The following is a 22,915-nucleotide window of genomic DNA, read 5'->3' on the forward strand; positions in this document are numbered from 1 at the left end:
CCGGATCATGGCGGCATGTCTGGAAACCCGCACGAAACGCTGCCGATCCGGCTCAACGTCGACGACTCCGACTCCCCGTCCGACGTCGTCGACGCGCTGTTCCTCGGCCGCTTCGCGACGGGCGAGCAGCCGTACTCCCACGCGGCGAACATCGACCGCGTCCGCTCCGGCGTGACGCTGATGCCGCCCGGCGCGCGGGTCCTGCGCGCCGCGCGGGACGACGACCGCAGCGCCACCCTCGCCGAGGGCGACGGCTGGACGCTGCTGATCTCCCGCTGGAACCGCGGCGCCGACGTGACGGTGACGGCGACCAGCGAGGAGCTGGCGCAGAAGATCCTCGGCCAGGCCACGGACGGGGCGGCGGACGAACCCGAACCGCAGCCGGAGAACGTCACGATGGGCTTCTGGTACGTCTCCCCGCGCCGCGGCCCGCACCGCACGACCCGTCAGATCGCGGCGGGCACCTGGGACGAGGTCCGGGCCAACTACACGGCGCCCGTCGCGGACGCCATGGACCGGCTGATGAGAACCACGCCCGAGGACATCGCGGGCCGGCTGCTGCTCCTGCACGGCCCGCCCGGCACCGGCAAGACCTCCGCGCTGCGCACCCTGGCCCGGTCCTGGCGCGACTGGTGCCAGGTGGACTGCGTCCTGGACCCCGAGCGGCTGTTCTCCGACGTCGGCTACCTCATGGACATCGCCATCGGCGAGGACGACGCCACCGGCAAGGGCCGCTGGCGGCTGCTGCTCCTGGAGGACTGCGACGAGCTGATCCGCGGCGAGGCCAAGCACACCGCGGGCCAGGCGCTGTCCCGGCTGCTGAACCTGACCGACGGGCTGCTCGGCCAGGGGCGCAACGTCCTGGTGGGCGTCACCACCAACGAGGACCTGGAGCGCCTGCACCCGGCCGTGGTCCGCCCGGGCCGCTGCCTGGCCCGCATCGAGGTGGGCCCGCTGACCCGCGCGGAGGCGGTGGGCTGGCTGGGCCGCGAGGAGGGCGTCGGCCGCGAGGGCGCCACGCTGGCGGAGCTGTACGCGCTGCGCCGGGGCACGTCCCCGACGTCCCTGCCGGAGCCGCGCGGTGACGCCGACGCGGGCCTGTACCTGTAGGAGGTCGGTCCGAGCCGGTGTTTTGATGGGGGTATGACCCTCTTCGTGGGCACGTCCGGCTGGCAGTACAAGGACTGGCGGGACGTGCTGTACCCGTCCGGGCTCCCGGTGCGGCTCTGGCTGGAGGAGTACGCGGCACACTTCGCCACGGTCGAGATCAACAACGCCTTCTACCGGCTGCCGTCGCGGGAGACCTTCGAGGGCTGGCGGGGGCGGGTGCCCGGGGACTTCGTGGTGGCCGTGAAGGCGAGCCGCTACCTGACCCACATCAAGCGGCTCAAGGAGCCCGAGGAGCCGGTGCACCGGCTGATGAGCCACGCGGCGGGCCTGGGCGACCGGCTCGGGCCGGTGCTGCTCCAGCTCCCGCCCACCCTGCGCGCCGACCCGGGCCTGCTGGACGACTGCCTGTCCCGCTTCCCCGCCGCGACCCGGGTGGCGGTGGAGCCCCGCCACGACTCGTGGTGGACGCCGCAGGTCCGTGCGGTGCTCCAGGCCCGCGGCGCCGCCCTGTGCTGGGCCGACGTCCTGGCCCGCCCGGCGACCCCGCTGTGGCGCACCACCGACTGGGGCTACGTCCGCTTCCACCAGGGACGCGCCCGGCCCTGGCCGCGCTACGGCCGCCGCTCGCTGGCCACCTGGCTCGACCGCATCGCCACCACCTGGAGCGCCGGCGAGGACGTCTACGCGTACTTCAACAACGACCCGGGCGGCGCGGCGGTGGAGGACGCCATGGCCTTCGCGCGCATCGGGCGGTCGGCGGGCCTGGACCTCACCCGGACACCGCGGCACCTGGTCCGCACGTGAGGGAGCGCCGGCCGGGGAGCGGGCCTCAACTGCCGTAGGCCGCGCGGAGGGCGTCGCGGACGGCGGCCAGCGCGGCGTCCTCGTCCAGCCCGAGCCGGCGGGCCCGCTCCGCGTACGCCTGGGCGGCCGACGCCAGTTCCCGGTCGGCCGCCGCACCGGCGGCGGCCACGAAGGTGCCGTTGCGCCCCCGCGTCTCGATCACCCCGTCCGCCTCCAGCGCCCGGTAGGCCTTGGCGACCGTGTTCGCGGCGAGCCCCAGCGACTCGGCCAGCCCCCGCACGGTCGGCAGCCGGTAGCCCACCGGCAGCGCACCGGAGCGCGCCTGTTCGGAGATCTGCGCCCGCACCTGCTCGTACGGCGGGGCACTGTCGTCGATGTCGATCTTCAAGCTCACGGGCCGATTGTCCCGCACCCGGCGGAAAATGAGAGGCATCCGGGGGCGTCCCCGCGTAACGTCCGCCCCCATGACCGTGATCGTGCGCGACCTGCGACCCGACGTCCGAGCCGACGCCGAGGGGTTCTCCGCCGTCCGCCGCGAGGCCCTGCCCTACATGCTCTCCACTCCCGAGTCGGTGCTGCACACGCTGACCCACGCCCACCCCGGCGCCCACTTCGGCCAGCTGATCGCCGAGGAGGACGGCGAGGTCGTCGGCACGGCGCAGATCGGCGTCGCCCACGACAGCCCGGAGCCCGGCCAGGGCTCGGCCAACATCTACGTGCACCCGGGCCGCAGGGGGCGGGGCGCGGGGTCGCTGCTGCTGCGCACCGCCGAGGAGCGGCTGGCGGCGCTCGGGGTGCGCAAGCTGTTCACCTGGGTGCTCGACGAGCCGGAGAACCGGGCGTTCGCCGAGCGGAAGGGCTTCTCCGCCAGCCGCTCCGCCTACTTTCTGCGGCTGGACCTGGCGGCGGGCGCGCTGCCGCCCCGCCTGGACCCGCCGCCCGGTGTCGAGCTGCGCACGGCCGCCGACTTCGCCGGTGATCCGCGTCCGCTGTTCGAGCTGGACGCGGTGACCTCTTCGGACGAACCGAGCGACATCGACGTCGAGTTCACGGACTACGAGGCCTGGGTCGAGGAGAACTGGAAGCACCCGCTGCTCGACCTGGACCTGACCACGGTCGCGGTCGTCGACGGCCGGCCCGCCGCCTTCACGGTGGCGTACACCGACGGCGACCGCCGCTACGGCACCGCCATGACCGGCACGGCCCGCGAGTTCCGCGGCCGGGGCCTGGCCAAGCTCGTCAAGAACGCCTCCCTGCACCGCGCCCGCGCCGCGGGCTGCCGGGAGGCGTTCACCGGCAACGACACGGGCAACGAGCCCATGATCGCCGTCAACCGGTGGTTCGGCTACGAGGTGTGCGCGACGGAGGTCCGCCATGTCCGCGAACTCGGCTGACGGGCCCGCCGTGCTGGAGGTCGTCCTCGTCAAGGCGGGCCGCACGAAGATCCGTTACGCCGGCGAGCTGCTGTCCGACGACGGCACGCGGATCGCGGTGCGCGCCCCCTGGGCGGGCGGCGGCGTGCGCGACTTCGGCTTCGTCCGCTTCGAGCCCGGGGACGTCTTCACGGAGTACTACTGGCGGGACCGCTGGTACGCGGTGAAGGAGGTCCGCTCCGCCGCCGGCGCCCTGAAGGGCTGGTACTGCGACGTCACGCGCCCGGCCCGCCGCTCGGGAGCGGAGCTGGTCGTCGAGGACCTCGACCTGGACCTGTGGTGCGGCGCGGACGGCACGGACGTACGGCGCCTGGACGAGGACGAGTTCGCCGCGAGCCCCCTGGCCGCCACGGACCCCGGGGCGGCCGCCGCCGCGTCGGCTGCCCTCGACGAACTGGAGTCACTCGCCCGCGGCGGCCGCCTCACCGCGCTGCTGGCCTGACACCGGGCCCGTCGCGACCACCGCGTACCGCTCGTCCGCGACCGCCTTGCCCCACAGCAGCGCGTCGCCGGACAGGCGCTCCAGGCGTGTCCCCGCGGCGACCGGTGCGAGCAGGGCGAGGAGCCGCTCGGCCGGTATGCCGACGGGGTCGGCGCCGCCCCAGACGCCCTCGACCAGGACGAGCCGTCCGCCGGGGCGCAGCAGCCCCAGCCAGTGCCGCAGGACCCGGGCGGGCTCCGGCAGGGCCCACAGGACGTGCCGGACGAGCACGGCGTCGAAGCGCCGCCCGGCGACGGGCGGTGACGCGGCGTCCCCGAGGAGGACCACCGCGTCGCGCCCGGCGAGCTTCTCCCGGGCCAGGGCCACCATCGCCGGGGAGCGGTCCACACCCGTCACCCGGTGCCCCTGCTCGGACGCGAGCAGTGACAGGCTGCCGGTGCCGCAGCCGAGATCGAGGACGTCCCCGGACGGTCCGGGCAGCCAGTCGCGCAGCCGGCCGGCCCAGGCGCGGCGCACCGCGGGGTCGCGCAGGCCGTGGTCCGGTTCCTCGTCGAAGGAGGCCGCTCGCGCGTCCCAGTCCACATCGGCGCAGGTCAGGGGCTGATTCTCAGGCGTCGTCATGGCCCCGAGAGTGACACCCGCCACTGACAGCCGAATGGTGACAGCCGCCACTGACAGACCGGAAGCGATGAGTAACCCTCCCTCGAAAGGTCTACCTCCGTGAGAACGCGGAACCCGGTGGACACGTAAGGAGGCAGTCATGCGCCGTACGACCGTGCAGAAGCCCCTGAGGAAGACCGACGTCCGCCGGGTCCGCGAGGAGGCCGACGAGCGCCCCGCAGGGCGCCCGGAGGTCCGCCGGGACATCGCCCGCACCTGGTGGCCGGAGGCATGAGCGGCCCGTGCCGGTCATGAGGCGCACGCGTCAGAGCAGCCGCTTGCGGTAGTGGAGGCGGTCCCGGGGCCCCTGCGGGCGCCGCTCCACGCGTTCGTAGCCGTACCTGGCATAGATCCTCTGGTTCTCCCACATCAGCACGTTCGTGCAGAGCCTGACCTCGGGCAGGCCGAGGGCGCGCGCACGGGCTTCGGTGAAGCGCAGCAGCCGTCGCCCGATGCCCGTGCCGTGCGCGGCGGGGTGGACGGCGACCGTGTCGAGGTACAGGTGGTCCTCGCGCGCCTCGACCACGACGAGTCCCGTCACGGGGTCGCCCGTCACGAACACCTTGCCCGCGGCCACGTCCGCCGCGTGGTCCGCCCGCATGGGCTGGGGTTCCCCGCCGATGCGCTCGACGTAGGGGCGGAAGGCCGCGTCGACCACGGCCGTGACGGCCGGTACGTCGGCGGCGACGGCCGGCCGGATGTCCTCGTGCGCCATGCCGCGACGGTACCTACCTGATGCCAGGCTGAGCACTCCCTTAAGCGGGCCATAAGGATCTCCTCCACCCGTCCTCAGCAGGCGATTTCGCGGTCCGGTGGGGCTAGCTTCGGATCACCCCACGGGATCCGGCCCGATCGGGCCCGGCCCACGCACTGTTTCGAGGAGTCCCCGCATGTCCGCACGCCGCAAGGCCGCCGCCGTCGCCGCCCTCGGCGGCCTCCCGCTCGCCCTGACCGCGCTGGGCGCCGCCCCGGCGTCGGCGCACGGTTCGATGGGCGACCCGGTCAGCCGGGTCGCGCAGTGCTTCGCCGAGGGCCCGGAGAGCCCGAAGTCGGCCGCGTGCAAGGCGGCGGTGGCCGCGGGCGGCACCCAGGCCCTCTACGACTGGAACGGCATCCGCATCGGTGACGCGGCCGGCCGCCACCAGCAGCTCATCCCGGACGGCAAGCTGTGCAGCGCGAACAACGAGCAGTTCAAGGGGCTCGACCTGGCCCGCGCCGACTGGCCGGCGACCGGCGTGAAGAGCGGCCGGTACACGTTCAAGTACCGGGTGACGGCTCCGCACAAGGGCACGTTCAAGGTGTACATCACCAAGCCGGGCTACGACGCGGCCGGGACGCTCGCCTGGAGCGACCTGGACCTGCGGAACCCGGTGGCGACGTCCACGGACCCGGCGGCCTCGGGCGGCTTCTACACCTTCTCCGGCACGCTGCCCCAGCGCTCGGGCAAGCACCTGCTGTACGCGGTGTGGCAGCGGTCGGACAGCCCGGAGGCGTTCTACTCCTGCTCGGACGTCAGCTTCGGCGGTGGCACGACGGACGGTGGCACGACGGACGGTGGCACGACGGACGGTGGCACGTCGGGCGGCGGTACGGCCGGCGCGGCCCCGGCGCCGTCCGCCTCGGCCCCGACCAAGGAGCAGATCGAGGACGGCAACGACAAGTCGACCGTCGAGAACCACGGGCACGGCGACCACGACGCCCGCACCTCGGCCGAGCCGGCCGCGGCCCCGAAGAGCGACGACGAGGGCGGGGCGAAGCAGGCCGAGCCCGCCGCCGAGCGGACGGAGGCGGCCGCGGCGCCCAACCGGCCCGAGGCGGCCGGTGCCACGGAGAACCTGGCCGAGACCGGCGGTGACAGCAGCACCCCGTACGTCGCGGTCGGCGGCGCGGCCGCCCTGGCCCTCGGGGCGTCGGCCCTGTTCCTGACGACCCGGCGCCGGGCGACGACGGGCGGCCGCCACGGCCGGTGACCCGGGACCGGTGACCCGGTCCGTCGCCCCCTGACTCGGGGCCTGTCCGGCGGCTCAGGCCGGACAGGCCCCGAAACGTTTCACTGACACGTGTCAGCTGAACACCGAAGCGCAGGTGGTGGGTGTGGCCCGGGCGGGATCGAGGGCGTTGGCCACCTCATGGAAGGCGATCCGGTCCAGCAGCCCGATCGCCACGTGCTCGGAGAGGTCGACGGGGCACAGGTCCTGCAGCAGGACGTTGCGCACGCCGGGGCCGGTCAGGTACTGGCTGCGCCAGGGTGTGACGACCTCGTCGTACTTGGTGGCGATGACGGTGTAGCGCACGCCGGGGACGGTGTCCCCGCCCGCGTTGAGCCGGCGGAGGAAGTCGGAGCCGGCGACCTGGTCGGCGAGGGCCGGGGTGTTCTTCGACAGCAGGTCCTCGGCGCCGGGGAAGTAGGGCAGCAGCTTCGTGAAGCCGTTCAGGTCGGTGCCGTGGTTGCTGGGCGCGATGCCGACGAGGGCGTTCACCTTGTCGGCCCCGCCGAGGAACCGCACGTACCAGCGGGGCATCATGCCGCCCTGCGAGTGGCCGACCACGTCGGTCTCGGCGGCTCCGGTGGCGGCGAGCACCCGGTCGACGAAGTCCCTGAGCTGGAGGGCCGACTTCTCCACCGGTCCCAGGCCGTGGAAGAAGGGGACGCCCTCCAACTGGCCGTAGTCCAGGGAGAAGACGCAGTAGCCGCGGACCTGGAGGTAGGGCGCGAGGCCCAGCCAGTTGTCGACGGAGTTGCCGAGGGTGCCGTGGACGAGGACCACGGGGCGGGGATGGGCGGCGGACGGCTTGCAGGAGTAGTCGTTCCAGCCGGAGCTGGGGGCTCCGGCGGCCTGGGCGGTGGAGGCGGGGACGGTGACGGCCGCGGCGGTCAGCAGCAGCGCGGCCAGGGGTCTGAGCACTCGTTTCCAGGGCAGCATCGGGTGATCTCCTTGCGGCTCAAGGGAGGTGCGACGGCACGACGCCTGTGATCCGGATCACGAGGATGCTGTTCACTCGTCAAGTTACGGGCGAGTAGTCAAACTGGGAAGTTACGCGTCAGTAAAAACTTGCGGTGGTAACCGGCCACGAGGGGCCGCCCTTTCTCCCGGTGGCGCGCTGACGCTCCCTCACCAGGCGGGCCGCAGCGGCCCGTGAGGCGCGATCCGCAGCAACTGCTCGCGCAGTGCGCCGAGTCCGGCCTCCCCCACCAGGGCCTCCCACTCCCCCACGGCCTCGGCCGCCGCCTCCTCCGCCGCCCGCGTGCACTCCCACCCGCGCCCGGTCAGCACGATCAGGCGCGCTCGCGCGTCCCCGGGGTGCGGCCGCCGCTCGGCGTACCCCTTGCGGACCATCTCGTCGACGAGCTGGCTCGCCGCCTGTTTGGTCACCCCGAGGTGGACGGCCAGGTCGGTGACCGTCGCGCCGTCCGGCGCGAGCCGGGCGAAGGCGAAGCCGTGCGCGGGCCGCACCCCCTCGAAGCCGCGCGCGACCACGCCCTCGTGGATGCGCTGGGTGAGCCCGCCGGCGGCGGCGAGCAGGGCGGCGGACAGGGCCATGGCGTCGGAGGTGTGCACGGAGGCATTGAAACACCCTTGACGGGAAGGTCAAGCTCCTTGACCATATGGTCAAGGAGCTTGACTACATTCCCCCAGGAGGCCGCCATGCCCGTCGTCCGTTCGTCCGAGGCCGTCACCCACGAGATCCACGGCGCCCGGTTCGTCTCGTACGCCGCCCCCCGCAGCGGCAGCAGGGAGCTGTGCGCCTGGCGCGGGGAGATTCCGCCCGGGCTGCGGGCCCCGGCGCACACCGTCAGCCGGGAGGAGATCTTCCACCTGCTCGACGGCGAACTGCTGATCACCCTCGACGGCCGCACCGAGCGGATCGGCGCGGGCGACACGGTGATCGTCGGCGCCGGCGCCACCCTGACCGTGGAGAACCCCACCGACCGGACCGCGCGGTCCTGGGTCACCACCTCGGTGGGACTGGAGGCGACGCTGGCCGACGGCACCCGTCTGGTGCCGCCGTGGGCCAACTGACGTCAGGCGGAAGGCTCTACGCCGCCGCCCCGCCCAATCCCCCGGGCATCACCGCCCGCGGGCCGAACTTGGCCCGGGCGCGGTCCGCGACCTCCTCGATACGGCGGACCCTCTCGTCCACCGGGTCGAAGGTGAGCTGGTGACAGGCCCGGTCGGCGGAGTCGAGCCCCTCGGCGCGCAGCGCGATCGCCCGCACCCGGGCGCGCTGCAGCCCGAGCCCCTCGTACAGGGCGTACGCGGTCGCGGTGAGCGCCGGGGAGTGCGCGGTCGGTTCGCTCAGCGTCCGGCTGCGGGTGGTGGCGGACCGGTCCGCGTAGCGGACGGTGAGGGTGAGCGTGCGGCAGACCTTCTCCAGGGAGCGCAGCCGGGCCCCGATCTCCTCGGCGGCCGACAGCAGGGCCCGGCGGTGCCGGTCCGGGTTCAGCTCGTCGCGCCCGAAGGGGCGTTCGGTGGCGAGGGAGCGGGAGACGGCGTTCGGCACGACCCGGCCGCGGTCGACGCCGTTCGCCTTCTCGCGCAGTTCCCGCCCGGCCTTCGCGCCGATCAGCCGCTGGAGTGTGGACAGCGGCGCGGCCGCGACCCGGCCCAGGGTGTCGAGCCCGTAGTCGGTGAGCGTGCGGGAGGTCGCCGCGCCCACGCCGGGCAGCGCGGTGACGGGCTTGTCCGCGAGGTACCGCGCAAGGGCCTCCGGCTCCCCGGGCACCACGTGCGTCCGCCCGGGCCGGGCGTCGTCCAGCGCCATGCGCGCCAGCATCGGCCCGGGTCCGGCACCGATCACGCAGTCGACGCCGTGCAGCGCGAGCGAGCGGACCCGGATCACCGAGGCCAGCGCGACGGCGTCCCGCCCGAAGTACCGCTCGGCGCCGCGCAGATCGGCCAGCGCCCCGTCCGGCGGCAGGGCCTGGACGACCGGGGTGAACTCCTCGAGCATCCCGAGCAGGTGGGGCAGGTCGGCCTCGCTCGTCGGAGGCAGCTGGAAACGTACGCAGAGGATGGTCATCCCGCACTCCCCGGACTCTGGTGCCACAACTTCCTTCCCACCGCGGGCCCTTCCCCCGCGGGACGCAGATCGGCCCAGGGGTGCATCTCGTACCCCGTGGCCATGCGGATCTTCCGCCGCTCCATCGGATCCTCGGCCGCGGAACCCGCCGGCGCGGGCAGTCCGTCCGACCCGGCGAGCCGGCGGCGCGCGGCACCCTCGCCGTCGTCGCCGGACCCGTCGGGGCCGTCGGGGCCGCCGGCGCCGGCCAGCCGGGCGGCGACCCCTTCCAGCCCTTCCTCCCGGCGCACTTCGAGCAGGTCCGCGAGGTTCCAGACGGCGGCGCCCACCACACTGAAGCTGCGCGGGCCGCGTCGCTGCACCACTCCGCGCACCAGCAGCAGCCAGGAGTGGAAGACGGTGTGGGCGCAGGTGTCGTGCGAGTCGTCGAAGAAGGCGAGGTCCACCAGGCCCGTGCCGTCGTCCAGGGTGGTGAAGATGACCCTCCGGCCGGAGCGGATCGGGGGTGTCTGGGTGGCCGCCTTGGCACCCGCGACCAGCACTGTCTCCCCGTTGCGGACCTCGCGCAGCCGCCGGGCCGACACCACGCCCAGCTCGTCGAGGAACTCCCGGTGGTCGTCCATCAGATGGTGCGTGGCGTCCATCGAGAGCACGCCCAGTTCGGCGCTGAGCCGCTCGGAGGAGGTGAGGTCGGGCAGGCCGGCCGGGGCCGTCTTCCGTCCCCCGGCCAGCGGCAGCTGCCCTCCGCCGCCGCTCCGTGCCCCCCGGTGCAGCTCGGTCAGGTGCAGTTGCAGGTCGCGGCGGTTGGCGCCGAACGCGTCCAGCGCGCCCACCTGGGCGAGCCGTTGCGCCAGCGGACGGCTGGGCCGGCCCCGCTCCCAGAAGTCGACCAGCGAGGCGTACGGCTGCCCCTCGGCGATCCGCGCCGCCTCGGCCTCGCTGATGCCGTGCACGTCCGAAAGGGCCAGCCGCAGACCCCATTTACCGGACACCAGTTCGATACGGTGGGCGACTCCCGACTTGTTCACGTCCAGGGGCAGCACGGGCACCCCGCGCCGCCGCGCGTCCGCCAGCAGCAGCCGCTTCGGGTACATGCCCGGGTCGTGCGTGAGCAGCCCCGCGTAGAACGCGGCCGGGTGGTGCGCCTTCAGCCAGGCCGACTGGTACGTCGGCACGGCGAAGGCGACCGCGTGCGCCTTGCAGAAGCCGTAGCTGCCGAAGGCCTCGACGATCTCCCAGGTCCGCTGGATCGTTTCCGCGTCATAGCCGTTCGCCGCCGCGTGCTGGGCGAACCACACCTTGATCCGCGCCTGCGACTCCGGGTCGGACAGCCCGCGCCGCACCCGGTCCGCCTCGCCGCGCCCGCAGCCCGTCATGCGGGCGACGATGTCGATGATCTGCTCGTGGAAGACGACGACCCCGTACGTCTCCTTCAGCGGCCCCTCCAGATCCGGGTGCGGATAGCGGACCGGTGCCCGGCCGTGCCGTGCCTCGATGAACGGCCGGACCATGTCGGCGGCGACCGGCCCGGGCCGGAACAGCGAGATGTCCACGACCAGGTCGTGGAAACCGGCGGGCTGGAGCCGCCCGACCAGGTCCCGCTGCCCGGGCGACTCGATCTGGAAGCAGCCGAGCGTCTCGGTGGACTGGATCAGCCGGTAGGTCGCGGGGTCGTCCGGCGGGAGGGCGTCCAGCTCCACCCGCTCCCCCGACACCCGCTCCACCTCCTGCACCGCGTGCGCCATCGCCGACTGCATCCGCACCCCGAGCACGTCCAGCTTCAGCAGCCCGAGGTCCTCGACGTCGTCCTTGTCGAACTGGGACATGGGAAAGCCCTCGCCGCTGGTCGGCATGACCGGCGTGCGCGACAGCAGCGAGGCGTCGGACAGCAGCACCCCGCACGGGTGCATGGCCACCCCGCGCGGCAGGGCGTCCAGCGCCTCGACCAGTTCCCACAGCTTCCCGTACCTGTCCTTCTCCCCCGCCAGCGCGCGCAGCTCGGGCAGTTCCTCCAGGGCGGCGCGGGCGTCGCGGGCCCGGATGTGCGGGAAGGCCTTGGCGATCCGGTCGATCTCGGCCGGGTCCATGGACAGGGCGGCCCCCACGTCCCGGATGGCGTGCCGCACACGGTACGTCTCGGGCATCGCGACCGTCGCCACCCGCTCGGTGCCGAACCGGTCGATGATCGCGCGGTAGACCTCCAGCCGGCGGGCGGACTCGACGTCGATGTCGATGTCGGGCAGCACGACCCGCTCCTTGGACAGGAAGCGCTCCATCAGCAGCCGGTGCTCGATCGGGTCGGCGTGCGCGATGCCGAGCAGGTGGTTGACCAGCGACCCGGCCCCGGACCCCCGGGCGGCCACCCGGATCCCCATGGCCCGTACGTCGTCGACCACCTGGGCGACGGTGAGGAAGTAGGAGGCGAACCCGTGGTGGGCGATGATGTCCAGCTCGTGGTGCATCCGCTCCCAGTACGCGTGCCGCCGGTCGTAGCCGCGCAGCACCATCCCGGCCGCGGCCCGCGAGGCCAGGGTCCGCTGGGCGCTGCGGTGCCCGGCGCCGACCAGATGCGGTTCGGGGAAGTGGACGGTGCCGATCCCGAGGTCGCCCTCGGGGTCGACCCGGCACTCGGCGGCGGTGGCCTCGGTCTGCTCCAGCAGCCGGTGGGCGGTGCCCTGCCGGAACCCCGCGGCCTCCATGATCCGCTCGGCGGCGTGCGCCATCCCCTCCGGGCCCTTGAGCCAGGCCTCACCGGAGTCCAGCTCCCCGGCCGGGTCGACGGGCACCAGGCGCCGGGCCGCGTCCAGGACGTCGGCGACCGGCCCCAGACCGGGGTCGGCGTAGCGCACGGCGTTGGTGAGCACGGGCCGGATCCGCTGCTCGGCGGCGAACCCGACGGTACGGGCGGCCAGCCGCAGCGAACCGGGGCCGGTGCCCTGCCGGCCGTGCCAGACGGCCTCCAGCCGCAGGTCGTCGCCGTAGACCTCGCGCCAGGGCACGAGCAGCCGTGCCGCCCGGTCGGGACGGCCCGCGGCCAGGGCCCGTCCGACGTCGGAGCCGGGTCCGAGCAGCACGGTCAGCCCTTCGCCGTGGTGGCCTCCCCAGGGCAGCAGGGGTGTCCCCTCGCCCTCGTGGGCGGCGGAGACGAGGCGGCACAGCCCGGCCCAGCCGCGGGCCCCGTCCCGGGCGAGGAAGGTGACGCGGGGAGCCGATTCGTCGACGAAGGCCCCGCCCCGCACCGGGGTGCGGCGCCGCATCCGCGGGCCGGCCCCCTCGGGCGGCTCCGCCGTCGCGACCGCCAGGTCCGCGCCGAACAGCGGGCGGACCCCCGCCTTGGCGCAGGCCTTCGAGAACCGGACCGCTCCGGCGAGGGTGTCGCGGTCCGTCAGTGCCAGGGCGTCCATGCCCCGCTCCACGGCACGCTCGGCCAGCCGCTCCGGGTGGGAGGCTCCGTGGCGCAGCGAGAATCCGGAGACGGTGTGCAGATGCGTGAACCCCGGCACACGCACCTCCCGCACTCGTGAGCACCTGCTCTCGAACATCTGTTCCCAGCTACCTCACCCCCACCATAAACCAATTTTCGAATAAGTGTGCGACATCCGTTCGGCCCCGCCCCACCTGCGGAAACACCGGGTGTCCCCCGACCGTGGAGGCATGCCGCACCGCTCGTTCCGCGCCGAGGTGACCGACGCCGTCACCCCCCGGGCGACCCTGCTCGTCGTGGGCGTGATCGCCCTCCAGCTGCTGTTCATCGCCTCGTACGTGGGAGCGCTCCACGACCCCCGGCCCAGGGACGTGCCTTTCGGCGTGGTGGCTCCGCAGGCCGCGGCGGAGCAGGCGAGGGCGCGTCTCGAACGGCTTCCCGGCACTCCCCTGGACCCCCGCGTCCTGCCCGACGCGGCGACGGCACGGGAGCAGATCGAGCAGCGCGACATCGACGCCGCCCTGATCGTCGACCCCCGCGGCACCACCGACACCCTCCTGGTCGCCTCCGGCGGCGGCCGGGTCCTCTCCACCACCCTGACGAGCCTCGTCACCGCCCTGGAGAAGTCCGAGCGGCGCACGATCCGCACGGTCGACGTGGTTCCGTCCGCCCGGCACGACCCCAACGGCCTGTCGTCCTTCTACCTGGTGATCGGCTGGTGCGTCGGCGGCTACCTGGGCGCGGCGGCCCTGGCCATCAGCGCCGGGGCGAAGCCCTCGAACGTCTCGCGCGCCGCCATCCGCCTGGCCGTGATGGCCGTGGTCGCGATCGTCGGCGGGCTCGGCGGGGCCCTCATCGCCGGCCCGGCCCTGGACGCCCTGCCCGGCGGCACGGCCGCCCTGTGGGGTCTGGGCACCCTGGTGATCTTCGCCGTGGGAGCGGCCACCCTGGCCCTGCAGGGCCTGTTCGGCACGGTCGGCATCGGGCTGGTCATCCTGCTGGTGGTGATCCTCGGCAACCCGAGCGCGGGCGGCGCCCTGCCCCCGCCGCTGCTGCCGCCCTTCTGGAAGGCGATCGGCCCGGCGCTGCCCCCGGGAGCCGGCACCTGGTCGGCCCGCTCCATCGCCTACTTCGACAGCAACGCCCTGACCGGCCCGATGCTGGTCCTCGCGGCGTGGGCGGTGGCGGGGACCGCGATCACCCTGGCGGCGGCAGCCCTGCGGCACCGCAGGGACGGCGTCCCCGGGACGGGGACGGCCTAGGGACAGAGGAAGGCCCCGCCCCTCTGAAAGGGCGGGGCCTCACGCGTCGGGGAACGCTCGTACGTCAGCCGATCTGCGTACCGGTCGCGGACAGCGCCTCGGTCACCGGCTGGAAGAACGTCTCCCCGCCCGAGGTGCAGTCGCCGCTGCCACCGGACGTCAGGCCGACGGCCTTGTCACCCGAGAACAGCGCGCCGCCGCTGTCGCCCGGCTCGGCGCACACGTCGGTCTGGATCAGGCCGTTCACGATGTCGCCGTTGCCGTAGTTCACGGTGGCGTCCAGCCCCGTGACCTTGCCGTCGTGCACCTGGGTCGTCGAGCCGCTGCGCGTGACCTGCATGCCGACGGTGGCGTCCGCGGCGCCCGAGATCTTCTGGGTGGACCCGTTGTACAGGTTCACCTCGCTCGGGTGGTCCACCTCCGCGGTGTACTTGACCAGCCCGTAGTCGTTGTCCGGGAAGCTGGAGTCGGCGTTGGTGCCGATCTCCTGGCCGCTGGAGTCGGACCAGGTGGAGATGCCCTCGGTGCAGTGACCGGCGGTCAGGAAGAACGGCTCGCCGCCCTTGACCACGTTGAAGCCGAGCGAGCAGCGGCCGCTGCCGCCGGTGATGGCGTCGCCGCCGGCGATGAAGGGCTTGTACTCCCCCTCGGTGCGCTTCAGTTCGGCCTTGGCGCCGAGCCCGTCGACGACCTCGGTCAGCTTCGCCCACTCGGCCTCGGAGACCGTGCGGTCGGCGGTCACGACGACCTTGTTCGTCGTCGGGTCGGTCACCCAGGCGGTGCCGGGGATCGCCGCGTCCTGCTTCAGCGTGCCGCGGGCGCTCTTGAGCTCGGCGAGCGAGTTCGCCACGACTCTGGCCTCGGCGCCGGCCTCCTCGACGGTCTGCGCGGCGGCCTCGTCGAGCACGTTCACCACGAGGCTCTTGGCCTTCGCGTCGTAGTACGTCCCCGCCGCGTCGCCGCCCAGGTCCCGCGCCAGCGTCGAGGCGAGCTTTCCGGCCGCCGCGACCGACAGGGTCCGGGGTGCGGACGGCCGGGGGCTCTCACTGGCGTTCGCGGTCTGGAACGTCACTCCCGCGGCCACCAGCGCGGCGATGCCCGCGCCGGCCACGGCTGCACGCCGCTTGGGTATGCGTCGGTGCTTCAACTTCTGTCCTCCTGTGGGGGGGCGGCCCGAGGAGGTTGTGGGGACCTCGGCAGGCCGGAAGGCGTCGTTGACGAGCGCCCACTATTCCGAGATCGACACGGAGCACACAAGGTCGAGTTCGAGTCGCGCACGGAGGACGGCGCGCACGCCCCCCATTTTGACCGCACATGGCCAAAACGGACCCGATCAACTCCGGTTCACAGTGCAAACATTACGCGCGAGTAATATGCGCACACTCTGCGACGTCCAGCCATGGCTGGAAATCGACCCCCGCTCCCCCCTCAACCGAGCGCCATAAAAAGTACATTGATGAACCATCGCACCGTCTCCACACAGTCCCCACCGAACATGCCGCGGCACGGCAAGGGGAAGCCCCCGCACGCGATGCGTGCGGGGGCTTGAAACGCGGTGAACCGCAGCCCGGCAGGGCCTAGTAGACGCTGACGCCGTAGGCGCTCAGGGCCTCCGTGACGGGCTGGAAGAACGTGGTGCCGCCGGAGGAGCAGTTGCCGCTGCCGCCGGAGGTCAGACCGTAGGCGGTGCCGTTGCTGCCGTAGAGCGGGCCGCCGGAGTCGCCCGGCTCGGCGCAGACGGTGGTCTGGATCAGGCCGGAGACGATGTCGCCGCCGCCGTAGTTGACGGTGGCGTTGAGGGCGGTGACCCGGCCGCTGTGCGTACCGGTCGTGGAGCCGTCACGGATGACGGTGGTGCCCACGGCCGGGGTGGCCGCGCGGGTGATGTCCACGCCGTTCGCGGTACCGGGGCGGCTGACGGACCCCGAGTACCGGACGATGCCGTAGTCGTTGCCCGGGAAGCTGGAGCCGGTGGTCGAGCCGATCACCGTGGTGCGGCCCGAGTTGGAGTACCAGGTGCCCGCGCCGTCGGTGCAGTGGCCGGCGGTCAGGAAGAACTGCTGACCGCTGCTGTTCTGCACGTTGAAGCCGAGGGAGCAGCGCCAGCTGCTCGCGTAGATGGCGTCGCCGCCCTGGATGAGCTTGTTGAACGTGCCGGGCGTGCGCTTGATCGTGAGCGCGTCGGCGTTGCCGCCGGCCTGCTGCTTGATCTTCGCGATCTCGGCCTGGGTAACCGTGCTGTCCACGGTGACGAGCACCCGGTTGGTCTTGCTGTCGACCGCCCAGGCGGTGCCCGGGATGTCGGCCTTCAGTATGGAGCCGCTGGCGCTCTTGAGCTCGGCGGCACTAAAGGCGGTGGGGGTGTCGGACGCGTTCGCGCTGGGGATCGCGATCGCGGCGGCGGCGACGAGGCCGGTGGAAACGGCGATCAGCCGGGTCCGTCTCGAGATGCCGCTGCTGGGGGTGGTGCGCTTGATCCTCACTTGTCGTTCCTCCACAAAGGAAGTCGGGGGCCCTCGTGGGGTTTCGGGCCCGTGAGGCGCAGCCGGGGGCCGACCGTCCGGATTCCGAACACGCCGTGCCCCTGACAAGCGCTGAGGGGGAGTATTCGGCCGAACGGCCGGTCGGCGCAAGGGTGCCTTTCGGCCGTCAACTTTTGAACGATCTTTGCATCAGGCCCCTCGGCCCCCAGCCGTCACGCAAGCATCCGCTCCCCGGCGGCAATTGCGACATCCAGGGTGTTCCCCGGCGGCGGGAAGGGGCACACGAAGTGATCGGCGAAGGCGCACGGCGGCAGGAGCGCCCGGTTGAAATCGACCGTCGTACGCCCCTCGGCGTCCGGTGCCCCGGGCCTGAGGAACCGGAAGCGGTAGCTACCGTTCCCGCTGGTGGCGTCGGCGAACACGGCCCACAGCGACCCGTCCTGCTGGACCGTCACCTGGAGGGTCAGCTCCCGGCCGTCCAGCTCGAAGGCCAGTTCCCCGCCGAGTCCGAGTCCCCGCTCCCGCCCGTCGGCGTTCGGCACCCGAACGGTGCGGCCGCCGGTGTCGTAGGGCGTGAACCGCCCCGGCACCGCCCAGCGCGGGTCGTAAGGCGTGGCGCGCAGACCGCCGAAGGCCCGGCGCGCGGGGGACTCGGGGTCGTAGTCCCGCACGCCCCACACCCCCTCGCGCACCAGGACAACCAGCCGCCGCTGCCCGTACGCCACGCGCGCCCGGGCGACCGTTCCGGGATCGGCCGTGAGCCCTACCTCACCGGCGAACGGCTGTCCGTCCACCGTGAGACCGTCCGTTTCGGCGGCGGCCAGCACGACCGCGTCACCGTCGTCCCGCCACCGCCCGGGGATGTCCGGAAGTCGACCGTCCGGATAGTCCCCGATCCAGTGCGTGCCGATGAGCGCCAGCGGCCCGTAGGGCGCCGAGACCGACTCCACGCGCCGCTCGTGCCACCGCTGCCAGTCCCGGGATGCGTCGCTGCTCGTCATACGGGCGACCCTGCCACACGGGGGCCGGTCAGCCGTCGCAGGGGCAGCAGCAGTCGCAGCCGTCGCAGTCGCAGTCCCGGCAGACACCCTCGCGCTTCTTGCGGGACCACGGCCCCTCGTACTCCTTGGCGCAGCACATCTGGCAGGTGCAGCACAGCAGCCAGAACATGCCGCAGCCCGCCCAGAACCCGCGCCGGCGGGGCGGCTGGGGCACGGGGGCGCCGCCGCCGAGGCCACCGCCCCCGAACCCGCCGCCGCCGAAGGGGTTCCCGCCCCCGCCGTAGGGGTTTCCGCCTCCGCCCGCGTGCGGATGCTGCGGGGAACCGCCGTAGGGCCCCGGCTGTCCGTACGGTCCCTGCGGCGGCTGTCCGTACGGTCCCCCGCCCTGGTGCGAGGCGCACACCGGCACCGTGCCGAACGCCCGGTCCACCGAGCGCCGCAGTTCGTGGACGAGGAGCAGGTGCACCAGCGTGCCGTCGGTGAACTCGGCGTCGTCCAGCGCCAGCCGCACCCCGTGCACCGCGTCGTCGGCGAGCCGCCGTGCCTCCGCCAGCGAGGTGCCGGTGGCGGTGATCGGGTTCCAGGTACCCGCCGCCGCGTCGGCGTGCAGGTCCTCCACGGCGTCCAGCAGATGGGCGAGGCGCCCGAAGAGCCGCCCGGCCTCCGCGAGCGGCGCCGCGTTGCCCGGCCGCCCGGCGAGCACCGCCGTGTGCGCGAAGGCCGCGGCCGTGGCGGTCTCGGTCGGCTCGGTGACCGTCAGCAGCGGCGTCCCGGGCCCGGCCAGCGCCTCGACGCCGCTCTGCCGGTCCACCGCGTCGAGCAGGAGCGCGGTGTCGAAGCCCACGGCCGTGCCGGTGCGGGCGCCGGCCGCGTCCCAGCTCGCCGCGACCCGGCGCGCGGCCCGCGCCACCGGCCTGCGGGCCAGCAGTCCGTCGCCGTCGCCGATGTGGTCCCGCACCTTCGCCGAGGCCAGTACCAGGGAGACGGCCGCAGCCAGGCGGGCCCCCTCACCGTGCGCGACGGACGCGGTGCGCATGCCCCGCAGCGCGCAGGGACCGGCCGTGCGGCGGCCGCTCCCGCCCTCCCCGGCCTGAGCCTCCGTCAACACCGATATGCGAAGTCCGTCATAGTTCGTCACGACGCGAGCGAACTGTCCGTGGTCGCCGCGAAGCGCGAGACACAGCCCGCACAAATGCGCCATCCACTGACCGGCGAGCTTCTCCCCCAGCCGGTGCCTGCAAGGCCTGACGATTCCGAACACGACGTCCCCCCGTGGTTCGTTGCGACGATGAGCTGCGGCATCGTATCGGCACGCGCATTCACCCGTACGCCCCGGCCGTCACCCGTACGCCGGGAAGAATCATATTTCACTCACAGTCAGCAGCCGTTTGGGGAACGACCCTTGGGACATACGGACTCTCGACGGATTCGCTGTGCACCAGTACCGTCACAAACCCCCCGCGCGGCGTCTATCCACTTGGCGCGCCATCCGCATCATGGACGACCATAGGGATGCGGAAAGCAGAAAGAACGCTGTGAGAGGAGGCGTCCATGGGATCGGTACGCAAGGCAAGTGCCTGGCTTGGCCTCGTCGACGACAACGAAGACGAGCGTTACTACGACGACGACTACTCCGACGGGACCGAGCCCGGGGAGGCCTGGGTCACGGATCCGCGCGTCAAGGTGGCCTCGGACGTCGCCGAGGAGAAGGGCCGGCGCATCGGCACGGTGACCCCGGACAGCTTCCGGGACGCCCGCGCCATCGGCGAGCTGTTCCGCGAGGGCGTGCCGGTCATCATGAACCTCACGGCCATGGAGGCCGCCGACGCCAAGCGCGTCGTCGACTTCGCGGCCGGGCTGATCTTCGGTCTGCGCGGTTCGATCGAGCGGGTGTCGACCCGGGTGTTCCTGCTGACCCCCGCCCACACCGAGATCGTCAACGGTGACCCGGCCGCGCACCGCGCGGACGGATTCTTCAACCAGAGCTGAGGCAGGGCCGCTCACCCGGCCCTGCCCCCGTCCGGGGTGCGACCGGACGCGCCTACCGGAAGGCGTCCAGTCCGGTGAGCGCCTTGCCCAGCACGAGCTGGTGCATCTCGACGGTGCCTTCGTAGGTGAGCACCGATTCGAGGTTGGTCGCGTGCCGCATCACGGGGTATTCGAGCGAGATGCCGTTGGCCCCGAGGATCGTCCGGGCCGTGCGGCAGATCTCGATGGCCTCCCGCACGTTGTTGAGCTTGCCGAAGCTGACCTGCTCGGGACGCAGGCGGCCGGCGTCCATCCGCCGCCCCAGATGGTGGGCGAGCAGGATCCCCTTGTGCAGTTCGACCGCCATGTCGGCGAGTTTGGCCTGGGTCAGCTGGAAGCCGCCGATGGGCCGGCCGAACTGCTCCCGTGACTTCGCGTAGTCGACCGCGGCCTCGAAGCAGCTGCGGGCCGCGCCCATGGCACCCCAGACGATCCCGTACCGGGCGTGGGACAGGCAGCCGAGCGGTCCGCGCAGCCCGGTCACCCCGGGCAGGACGGCGTCGGCGGGCAGGCGTACGTCGTCCATGACCAGCTCGCTGGTTACGGAGGCGCGCAGCGACCACTTGTGCGTGATCTCCGGCGCGGAGAAGCCGTCGCTGTCGGTGGGCACGGCGAAACCGCGGATGCCGTCCTCGGTCTGCGCCCACACGACGGCCACCCCGGCGACCGAGCCGTTGGTGATCCACATCTTGCGGCCGTTGAGGATCCAGTCGGTGCCGTCGCGCTTGGCGTGGGTGCGCATGGACGCGGGGTCGGAGCCGTGGTCGGGCTCGGTGAGCCCGAAGCAGCCGATGACCTCGCCCGCGGCCATCCGGGGCAGCCAGTGCTGCTTCTGCTCCTCGCTGCCGAAGCGGTGGATGGCGTACATGGCGAGGGAGCCCTGCACGGAGACGAGCGAGCGGATGCCGGAGTCGGCGGCCTCCAGTTCCAGGCAGGCGAGCCCGTACTGCACGGCGCTCGCGCCCGCGCACCCGTAGCCCTCCAGGGACATGCCGAGGGCCCCGATCCCGCCCAGCTCCCGGGCCAGTTCCCGGATCCCGGGCAGCTCGCCCTTCTCGTACCACTCGGCGACGTGCGGCAGCACCCGGTCCGCGGCCCACGCCCGGACGGTGTCCCTGACACCGAGGTCCTCCGGCTCCAGAAGGTCGTCCAGGCCGAGGGGGTCGGCCGGGTCGAAGGGAGGCAGCTTGGACGCACCGGACATGATCGACACCCTCCGAGACTCTTTAACTAGCACCGCTAGCCAAGAAGCTACGGCCTCCCCCGCCCTCAGCACCACCCCGCCACGGGCTCCCGCCCCCGGCCGCCACTCCCCCGGGTCCTCGCGCCCGGCCGTCCCGGGTGAGGGGCGGCGGGCGAAGGCCTGTCAGACCGAGACGCGGGACTGCGTCGCGTCCCGCTGCGCGGGGACCTCGACCGGTCCCGGCGGCACCGCCTCGCACTGCATCGCCCGCGGCAGCCGCAGGGCGATCGCCGCGCCCAGGAGCAGCAGCCCCGCGCTCACCAGCAGCGTCACGTGGAGCCCGTGGACGAAGGCGTCGCGGGCCGCGTGCCGCAGGGCGGCCCCGGCGGGACCGCCGAGCTGCGCGGCCACCTCGTACGCCTCCCCCAGCGAATGCCCCGCGGCGGAGGACGCGCTCGTCGGCACCCCGGGCACGCCCGAGAGCCCCGGCGCGTACGCCGCGTTCATCACCGTGCCGAGCAGTGCGATGCCGATGCCCGCGCCCAGCTGGTACGACGTCTCGCCGATCGCCGCCGCCCCGCCGGCCTGCTCCTGCGGCGCCTCGCTCAGCATCGACTCGTACGCGCCGAACAGCGTCGTCTCCAGGCCGAAGCCCAGCAGCACGAACCCGCCCAGCATCAGCGCGCACTCGTCGGTGCGGCCCAGCCCGGTCAGCAGGACCACCGCGAGGGCGGTCACGCAGAAGCCCGTGCACACCATCCGCCGCGGCCCGAACCGCCGCAGCATGCGCGCCCCGGCCAGCCCGGCCGCCATCGCGGCGAACGTCAGCGGCAGCAGCCGCAGCCCGGTCTCCAGCGGTGACAGGCCCAGCACCAGCTGGAGATACTGCGCGGCGATCAGTTCCAGGCCCACCAGCGCGAGCATCGCCAGCACGATGCAGCCGACGGAGGTGCTGAACGCCGGGCGGGCGAACATCTTGAGGTCGACCAGGGGGTGCGTCCGCCGCCGCTGCCGCCGTACGAAGCCGGTCAGCAGGGCCGCGCCGACCACCAGGGGCAGCACCGTGAGCAGGCTGCCGACGGACTCGCCGCTGCCGAGCCGCTTCACGCCCAGCACGACACCGAACAGCCCGGCCGCCGCCATCAGCGCCCCGACCACGTCCCAGGGGCCCGTGCCGTCGCCCTTGGACTCGGGCAGCAGCAGCCGTCCCACCGGCAGGCTCACCAGCATCAGCGGGATGTTGACGAGGAAGACCGAGCCCCACCAGAAGTGCTCCAGCAGGAAACCGCCGAGCAGCGGCCCGACCGCGGCGCCCACCGCCGCCACGGCGCTCCAGATGCCGATGGCCAGCGCCCGCTCGCGCCGGTCGGGGAAGACCTGCCGCAGGATCGACAGGGTGGCGGGCATGATCATGGCGCCGCCGACGCCGAGCAGCGCCCGCGCCACGATCAGCACCTGGGCGTTGTCGGCCAGGGCCGCGAGGCCGGAGGCCACGCCGAACAGGGTGTACCCGAGGAGCAGGACCCGTCTGCGGCCGACGCGGTCGCCCAGCGTGCCGAACAGGATCAGCAGCGAGGCGCAGACCAGCGGGTAGACGTCGACGATCCAGAGCAGCTCGATGCCGCCGGGCCTGAGGTCCTCGGTGACGGCGGGAACCGCCACGTGCAGCACGGTGGCGTCGACCGCGACCAGCAGCAGGCTGACGCAGAGGACGACGAGGACCACCCAGCGGTTGGCACCGGCCCCGGCCGCCCGACGGCGCAGCGCAGCGGCGGCCGTGGTCGTCCCGGACATGTACGTACCTCCCAGATGTTCCCTCGCGATCGGCGGGCTCACGGGGTGGGGGACGCCCCCGCGACTCGGCCGGAGAGGAGCGGTGGGATGGATCTCCGGCCCGCGCAAAACGAACAGCGAGTGACACGTCAGCGTACGCGAGTCCTCGCCCGAGCCCAGTGGCGGACCTCTCACGACTTCGGCGGAACGATGTGGCGTACGCCACTTCCCCGCCGTCGATCACGCCCGGGCCGGGCCGGGCGGTTCCCGCCGGGACCGATAATCGGGCC

General features: G+C 73.2%; 22 protein-coding genes. 9 read left to right on the forward strand and 13 right to left on the reverse strand.

The annotated features are described in order from the left end of the window. The first annotated feature begins 15 nt into the window (after window positions 1-15). Together ACFYWG_RS31225 and ACFYWG_RS31230 are read left to right on the forward strand one after the other, a co-directional pair. Window positions 16-1,110 carry a DUF5925 domain-containing protein gene (locus tag ACFYWG_RS31225; RefSeq protein ID WP_376331304.1) on the forward strand — a complete coding sequence of 365 codons (1,095 nt, stop codon included), beginning with the start codon at window positions 16-18 and terminating at the stop codon, window positions 1,108-1,110. 33 nt (window positions 1,111-1,143) lie between these two features. Further along, window positions 1,144-1,914 carry a DUF72 domain-containing protein gene (locus ACFYWG_RS31230; protein ID WP_383503613.1) on the forward strand — a complete coding sequence of 257 codons (771 nt, stop codon included), beginning with the start codon at window positions 1,144-1,146 and terminating at the stop codon, window positions 1,912-1,914. A 25-nt stretch (window positions 1,915-1,939) separates the two neighbouring features. Here the strand turns inward: ACFYWG_RS31230 and ACFYWG_RS31235 are convergent, their stop codons facing one another. Further along, the gene (locus ACFYWG_RS31235; protein WP_333934653.1) at window positions 1,940-2,308 is read right to left on the reverse strand and encodes a GntR family transcriptional regulator; all 369 of its coding nucleotides are present in this window, start codon (window positions 2,306-2,308) and stop codon (window positions 1,940-1,942) included. Window positions 2,309-2,378: 70 nt separating this feature from the next. Between ACFYWG_RS31235 and ACFYWG_RS31240 the strand changes: the two genes are divergently transcribed. Both ACFYWG_RS31240 and ACFYWG_RS31245 read left to right on the forward strand, forming a co-directional pair. Further along, complete coding sequence (locus ACFYWG_RS31240; protein WP_383503612.1) at window positions 2,379-3,308, forward strand: GNAT family N-acetyltransferase; 930 nt, start codon at window positions 2,379-2,381, stop codon at window positions 3,306-3,308. Continuing rightward, a complete protein-coding gene (locus tag ACFYWG_RS31245; RefSeq protein ID WP_389204316.1) occupies window positions 3,289-3,789 on the forward strand; it encodes a DUF402 domain-containing protein in 501 nt (166 codons plus the stop codon). Before ACFYWG_RS31240 ends, ACFYWG_RS31245 begins: the two co-directional genes overlap by 20 nt. Here ACFYWG_RS31245 and ACFYWG_RS31250 read toward each other — a convergent pair. Beyond that, the gene (locus ACFYWG_RS31250; RefSeq protein WP_389204317.1) at window positions 3,748-4,410 is read right to left on the reverse strand and encodes a class I SAM-dependent methyltransferase; all 663 of its coding nucleotides are present in this window, start codon (window positions 4,408-4,410) and stop codon (window positions 3,748-3,750) included. The two genes, ACFYWG_RS31245 and ACFYWG_RS31250, sit on opposite strands and share 42 nt — an antisense overlap. A gap of 139 nt (window positions 4,411-4,549) precedes the next feature. On the opposite strand from ACFYWG_RS31250, the gene ACFYWG_RS31255 reads away from it, so the two are divergent. Further along, complete coding sequence (locus tag ACFYWG_RS31255) at window positions 4,550-4,684, forward strand: hypothetical protein (RefSeq protein ID WP_385420632.1); 135 nt, start codon at window positions 4,550-4,552, stop codon at window positions 4,682-4,684. 30 nt (window positions 4,685-4,714) lie between these two features. Here ACFYWG_RS31255 and ACFYWG_RS31260 read toward each other — a convergent pair whose 3' ends face one another. Next, window positions 4,715-5,164, reverse strand: a complete 450-nt coding sequence (locus ACFYWG_RS31260) for a GNAT family N-acetyltransferase (RefSeq protein WP_383503608.1) — start codon at window positions 5,162-5,164, stop codon at window positions 4,715-4,717. 175 nt (window positions 5,165-5,339) lie between these two features. Between ACFYWG_RS31260 and ACFYWG_RS31265 the strand changes: the two genes are divergently transcribed. Then, the gene (locus tag ACFYWG_RS31265) at window positions 5,340-6,419 is read left to right on the forward strand and encodes a lytic polysaccharide monooxygenase (protein ID WP_389204318.1); all 1,080 of its coding nucleotides are present in this window, start codon (window positions 5,340-5,342) and stop codon (window positions 6,417-6,419) included. 93 nt (window positions 6,420-6,512) lie between these two features. On the opposite strand, the gene ACFYWG_RS31270 is transcribed toward ACFYWG_RS31265, so the two are convergent. Together ACFYWG_RS31270 and ACFYWG_RS31275 are read right to left on the reverse strand one after the other, a co-directional pair. Further along, window positions 6,513-7,373 (reverse strand): esterase/lipase family protein, encoded by an 861-nt coding sequence (locus ACFYWG_RS31270; RefSeq protein ID WP_376331289.1) that lies wholly within the window; start codon window positions 7,371-7,373, stop codon window positions 6,513-6,515. A 189-nt stretch (window positions 7,374-7,562) separates the two neighbouring features. Further along, entirely contained in the window at window positions 7,563-8,009 is a 447-nt protein-coding gene (locus ACFYWG_RS31275; protein WP_383503606.1) for a MarR family winged helix-turn-helix transcriptional regulator, read from the reverse strand. An 87-nt stretch (window positions 8,010-8,096) separates the two neighbouring features. Between ACFYWG_RS31275 and ACFYWG_RS31280 the strand changes: the two genes are divergently transcribed. Further along, window positions 8,097-8,471, forward strand: coding sequence for a cupin domain-containing protein (locus ACFYWG_RS31280; RefSeq protein WP_376331347.1), 375 nt, complete (start codon window positions 8,097-8,099; stop codon window positions 8,469-8,471). A gap of 16 nt (window positions 8,472-8,487) precedes the next feature. On the opposite strand, the gene ACFYWG_RS31285 is transcribed toward ACFYWG_RS31280, so the two are convergent. Both ACFYWG_RS31285 and ACFYWG_RS31290 read right to left on the reverse strand, forming a co-directional pair. After that, window positions 8,488-9,471: a hypothetical protein gene (locus ACFYWG_RS31285; RefSeq protein WP_383503605.1), complete on the reverse strand. Its 984-nt coding sequence runs from the start codon at window positions 9,469-9,471 to the stop codon at window positions 8,488-8,490. Next, window positions 9,468-12,974 carry a DNA polymerase III subunit alpha gene (locus tag ACFYWG_RS31290; RefSeq protein ID WP_389204319.1) on the reverse strand — a complete coding sequence of 1,169 codons (3,507 nt, stop codon included), beginning with the start codon at window positions 12,972-12,974 and terminating at the stop codon, window positions 9,468-9,470. Before ACFYWG_RS31290 ends, ACFYWG_RS31285 begins: the two co-directional genes overlap by 4 nt. A 151-nt stretch (window positions 12,975-13,125) precedes the next feature. Between ACFYWG_RS31290 and ACFYWG_RS31295 the strand changes: the two genes are divergently transcribed. Beyond that, on the forward strand, window positions 13,126-14,157 hold the full coding sequence (locus ACFYWG_RS31295) for a DUF3533 domain-containing protein (protein ID WP_383503603.1): 1,032 nt from the start codon (window positions 13,126-13,128) through the stop codon (window positions 14,155-14,157). A 64-nt stretch (window positions 14,158-14,221) separates the two neighbouring features. Here the strand turns inward: ACFYWG_RS31295 and ACFYWG_RS31300 are convergent, their stop codons facing one another. From ACFYWG_RS31300 to ACFYWG_RS31315, 4 genes are all read right to left on the reverse strand, one after another. Beyond that, window positions 14,222-15,304, reverse strand: coding sequence for a S1 family peptidase (locus ACFYWG_RS31300; RefSeq protein ID WP_376331282.1), 1,083 nt, complete (start codon window positions 15,302-15,304; stop codon window positions 14,222-14,224). A gap of 430 nt (window positions 15,305-15,734) precedes the next feature. Beyond that, a complete protein-coding gene (locus ACFYWG_RS31305) occupies window positions 15,735-16,640 on the reverse strand; it encodes a S1 family peptidase (protein WP_376331280.1) in 906 nt (301 codons plus the stop codon). 212 nt (window positions 16,641-16,852) lie between these two features. Beyond that, entirely contained in the window at window positions 16,853-17,641 is a 789-nt protein-coding gene (locus ACFYWG_RS31310) for a DUF1684 domain-containing protein (protein ID WP_383503601.1), read from the reverse strand. A gap of 28 nt (window positions 17,642-17,669) precedes the next feature. After that, complete coding sequence (locus tag ACFYWG_RS31315; RefSeq protein WP_389204320.1) at window positions 17,670-18,902, reverse strand: DUF5685 family protein; 1,233 nt, start codon at window positions 18,900-18,902, stop codon at window positions 17,670-17,672. Between the two features lie 290 nt (window positions 18,903-19,192). On the opposite strand from ACFYWG_RS31315, the gene ACFYWG_RS31320 reads away from it, so the two are divergent. Beyond that, window positions 19,193-19,630 (forward strand): cell division protein SepF, encoded by a 438-nt coding sequence (locus ACFYWG_RS31320; protein WP_311688586.1) that lies wholly within the window; start codon window positions 19,193-19,195, stop codon window positions 19,628-19,630. A 52-nt stretch (window positions 19,631-19,682) separates the two neighbouring features. Here ACFYWG_RS31320 and ACFYWG_RS31325 read toward each other — a convergent pair whose 3' ends face one another. Both ACFYWG_RS31325 and ACFYWG_RS31330 read right to left on the reverse strand, forming a co-directional pair. Then, on the reverse strand, window positions 19,683-20,873 hold the full coding sequence (locus ACFYWG_RS31325) for an acyl-CoA dehydrogenase family protein (RefSeq protein ID WP_376331274.1): 1,191 nt from the start codon (window positions 20,871-20,873) through the stop codon (window positions 19,683-19,685). A gap of 162 nt (window positions 20,874-21,035) precedes the next feature. After that, the gene (locus tag ACFYWG_RS31330; RefSeq protein ID WP_389204321.1) at window positions 21,036-22,646 is read right to left on the reverse strand and encodes an MFS transporter; all 1,611 of its coding nucleotides are present in this window, start codon (window positions 22,644-22,646) and stop codon (window positions 21,036-21,038) included. Window positions 22,647-22,915: the final 269 nt, after the last annotated feature.

This window comes from Streptomyces sp. NPDC003456 (assembly GCF_042878735.1).
Classification (GTDB): Bacteria; Actinomycetota; Actinomycetes; order Streptomycetales; family Streptomycetaceae; genus Streptomyces.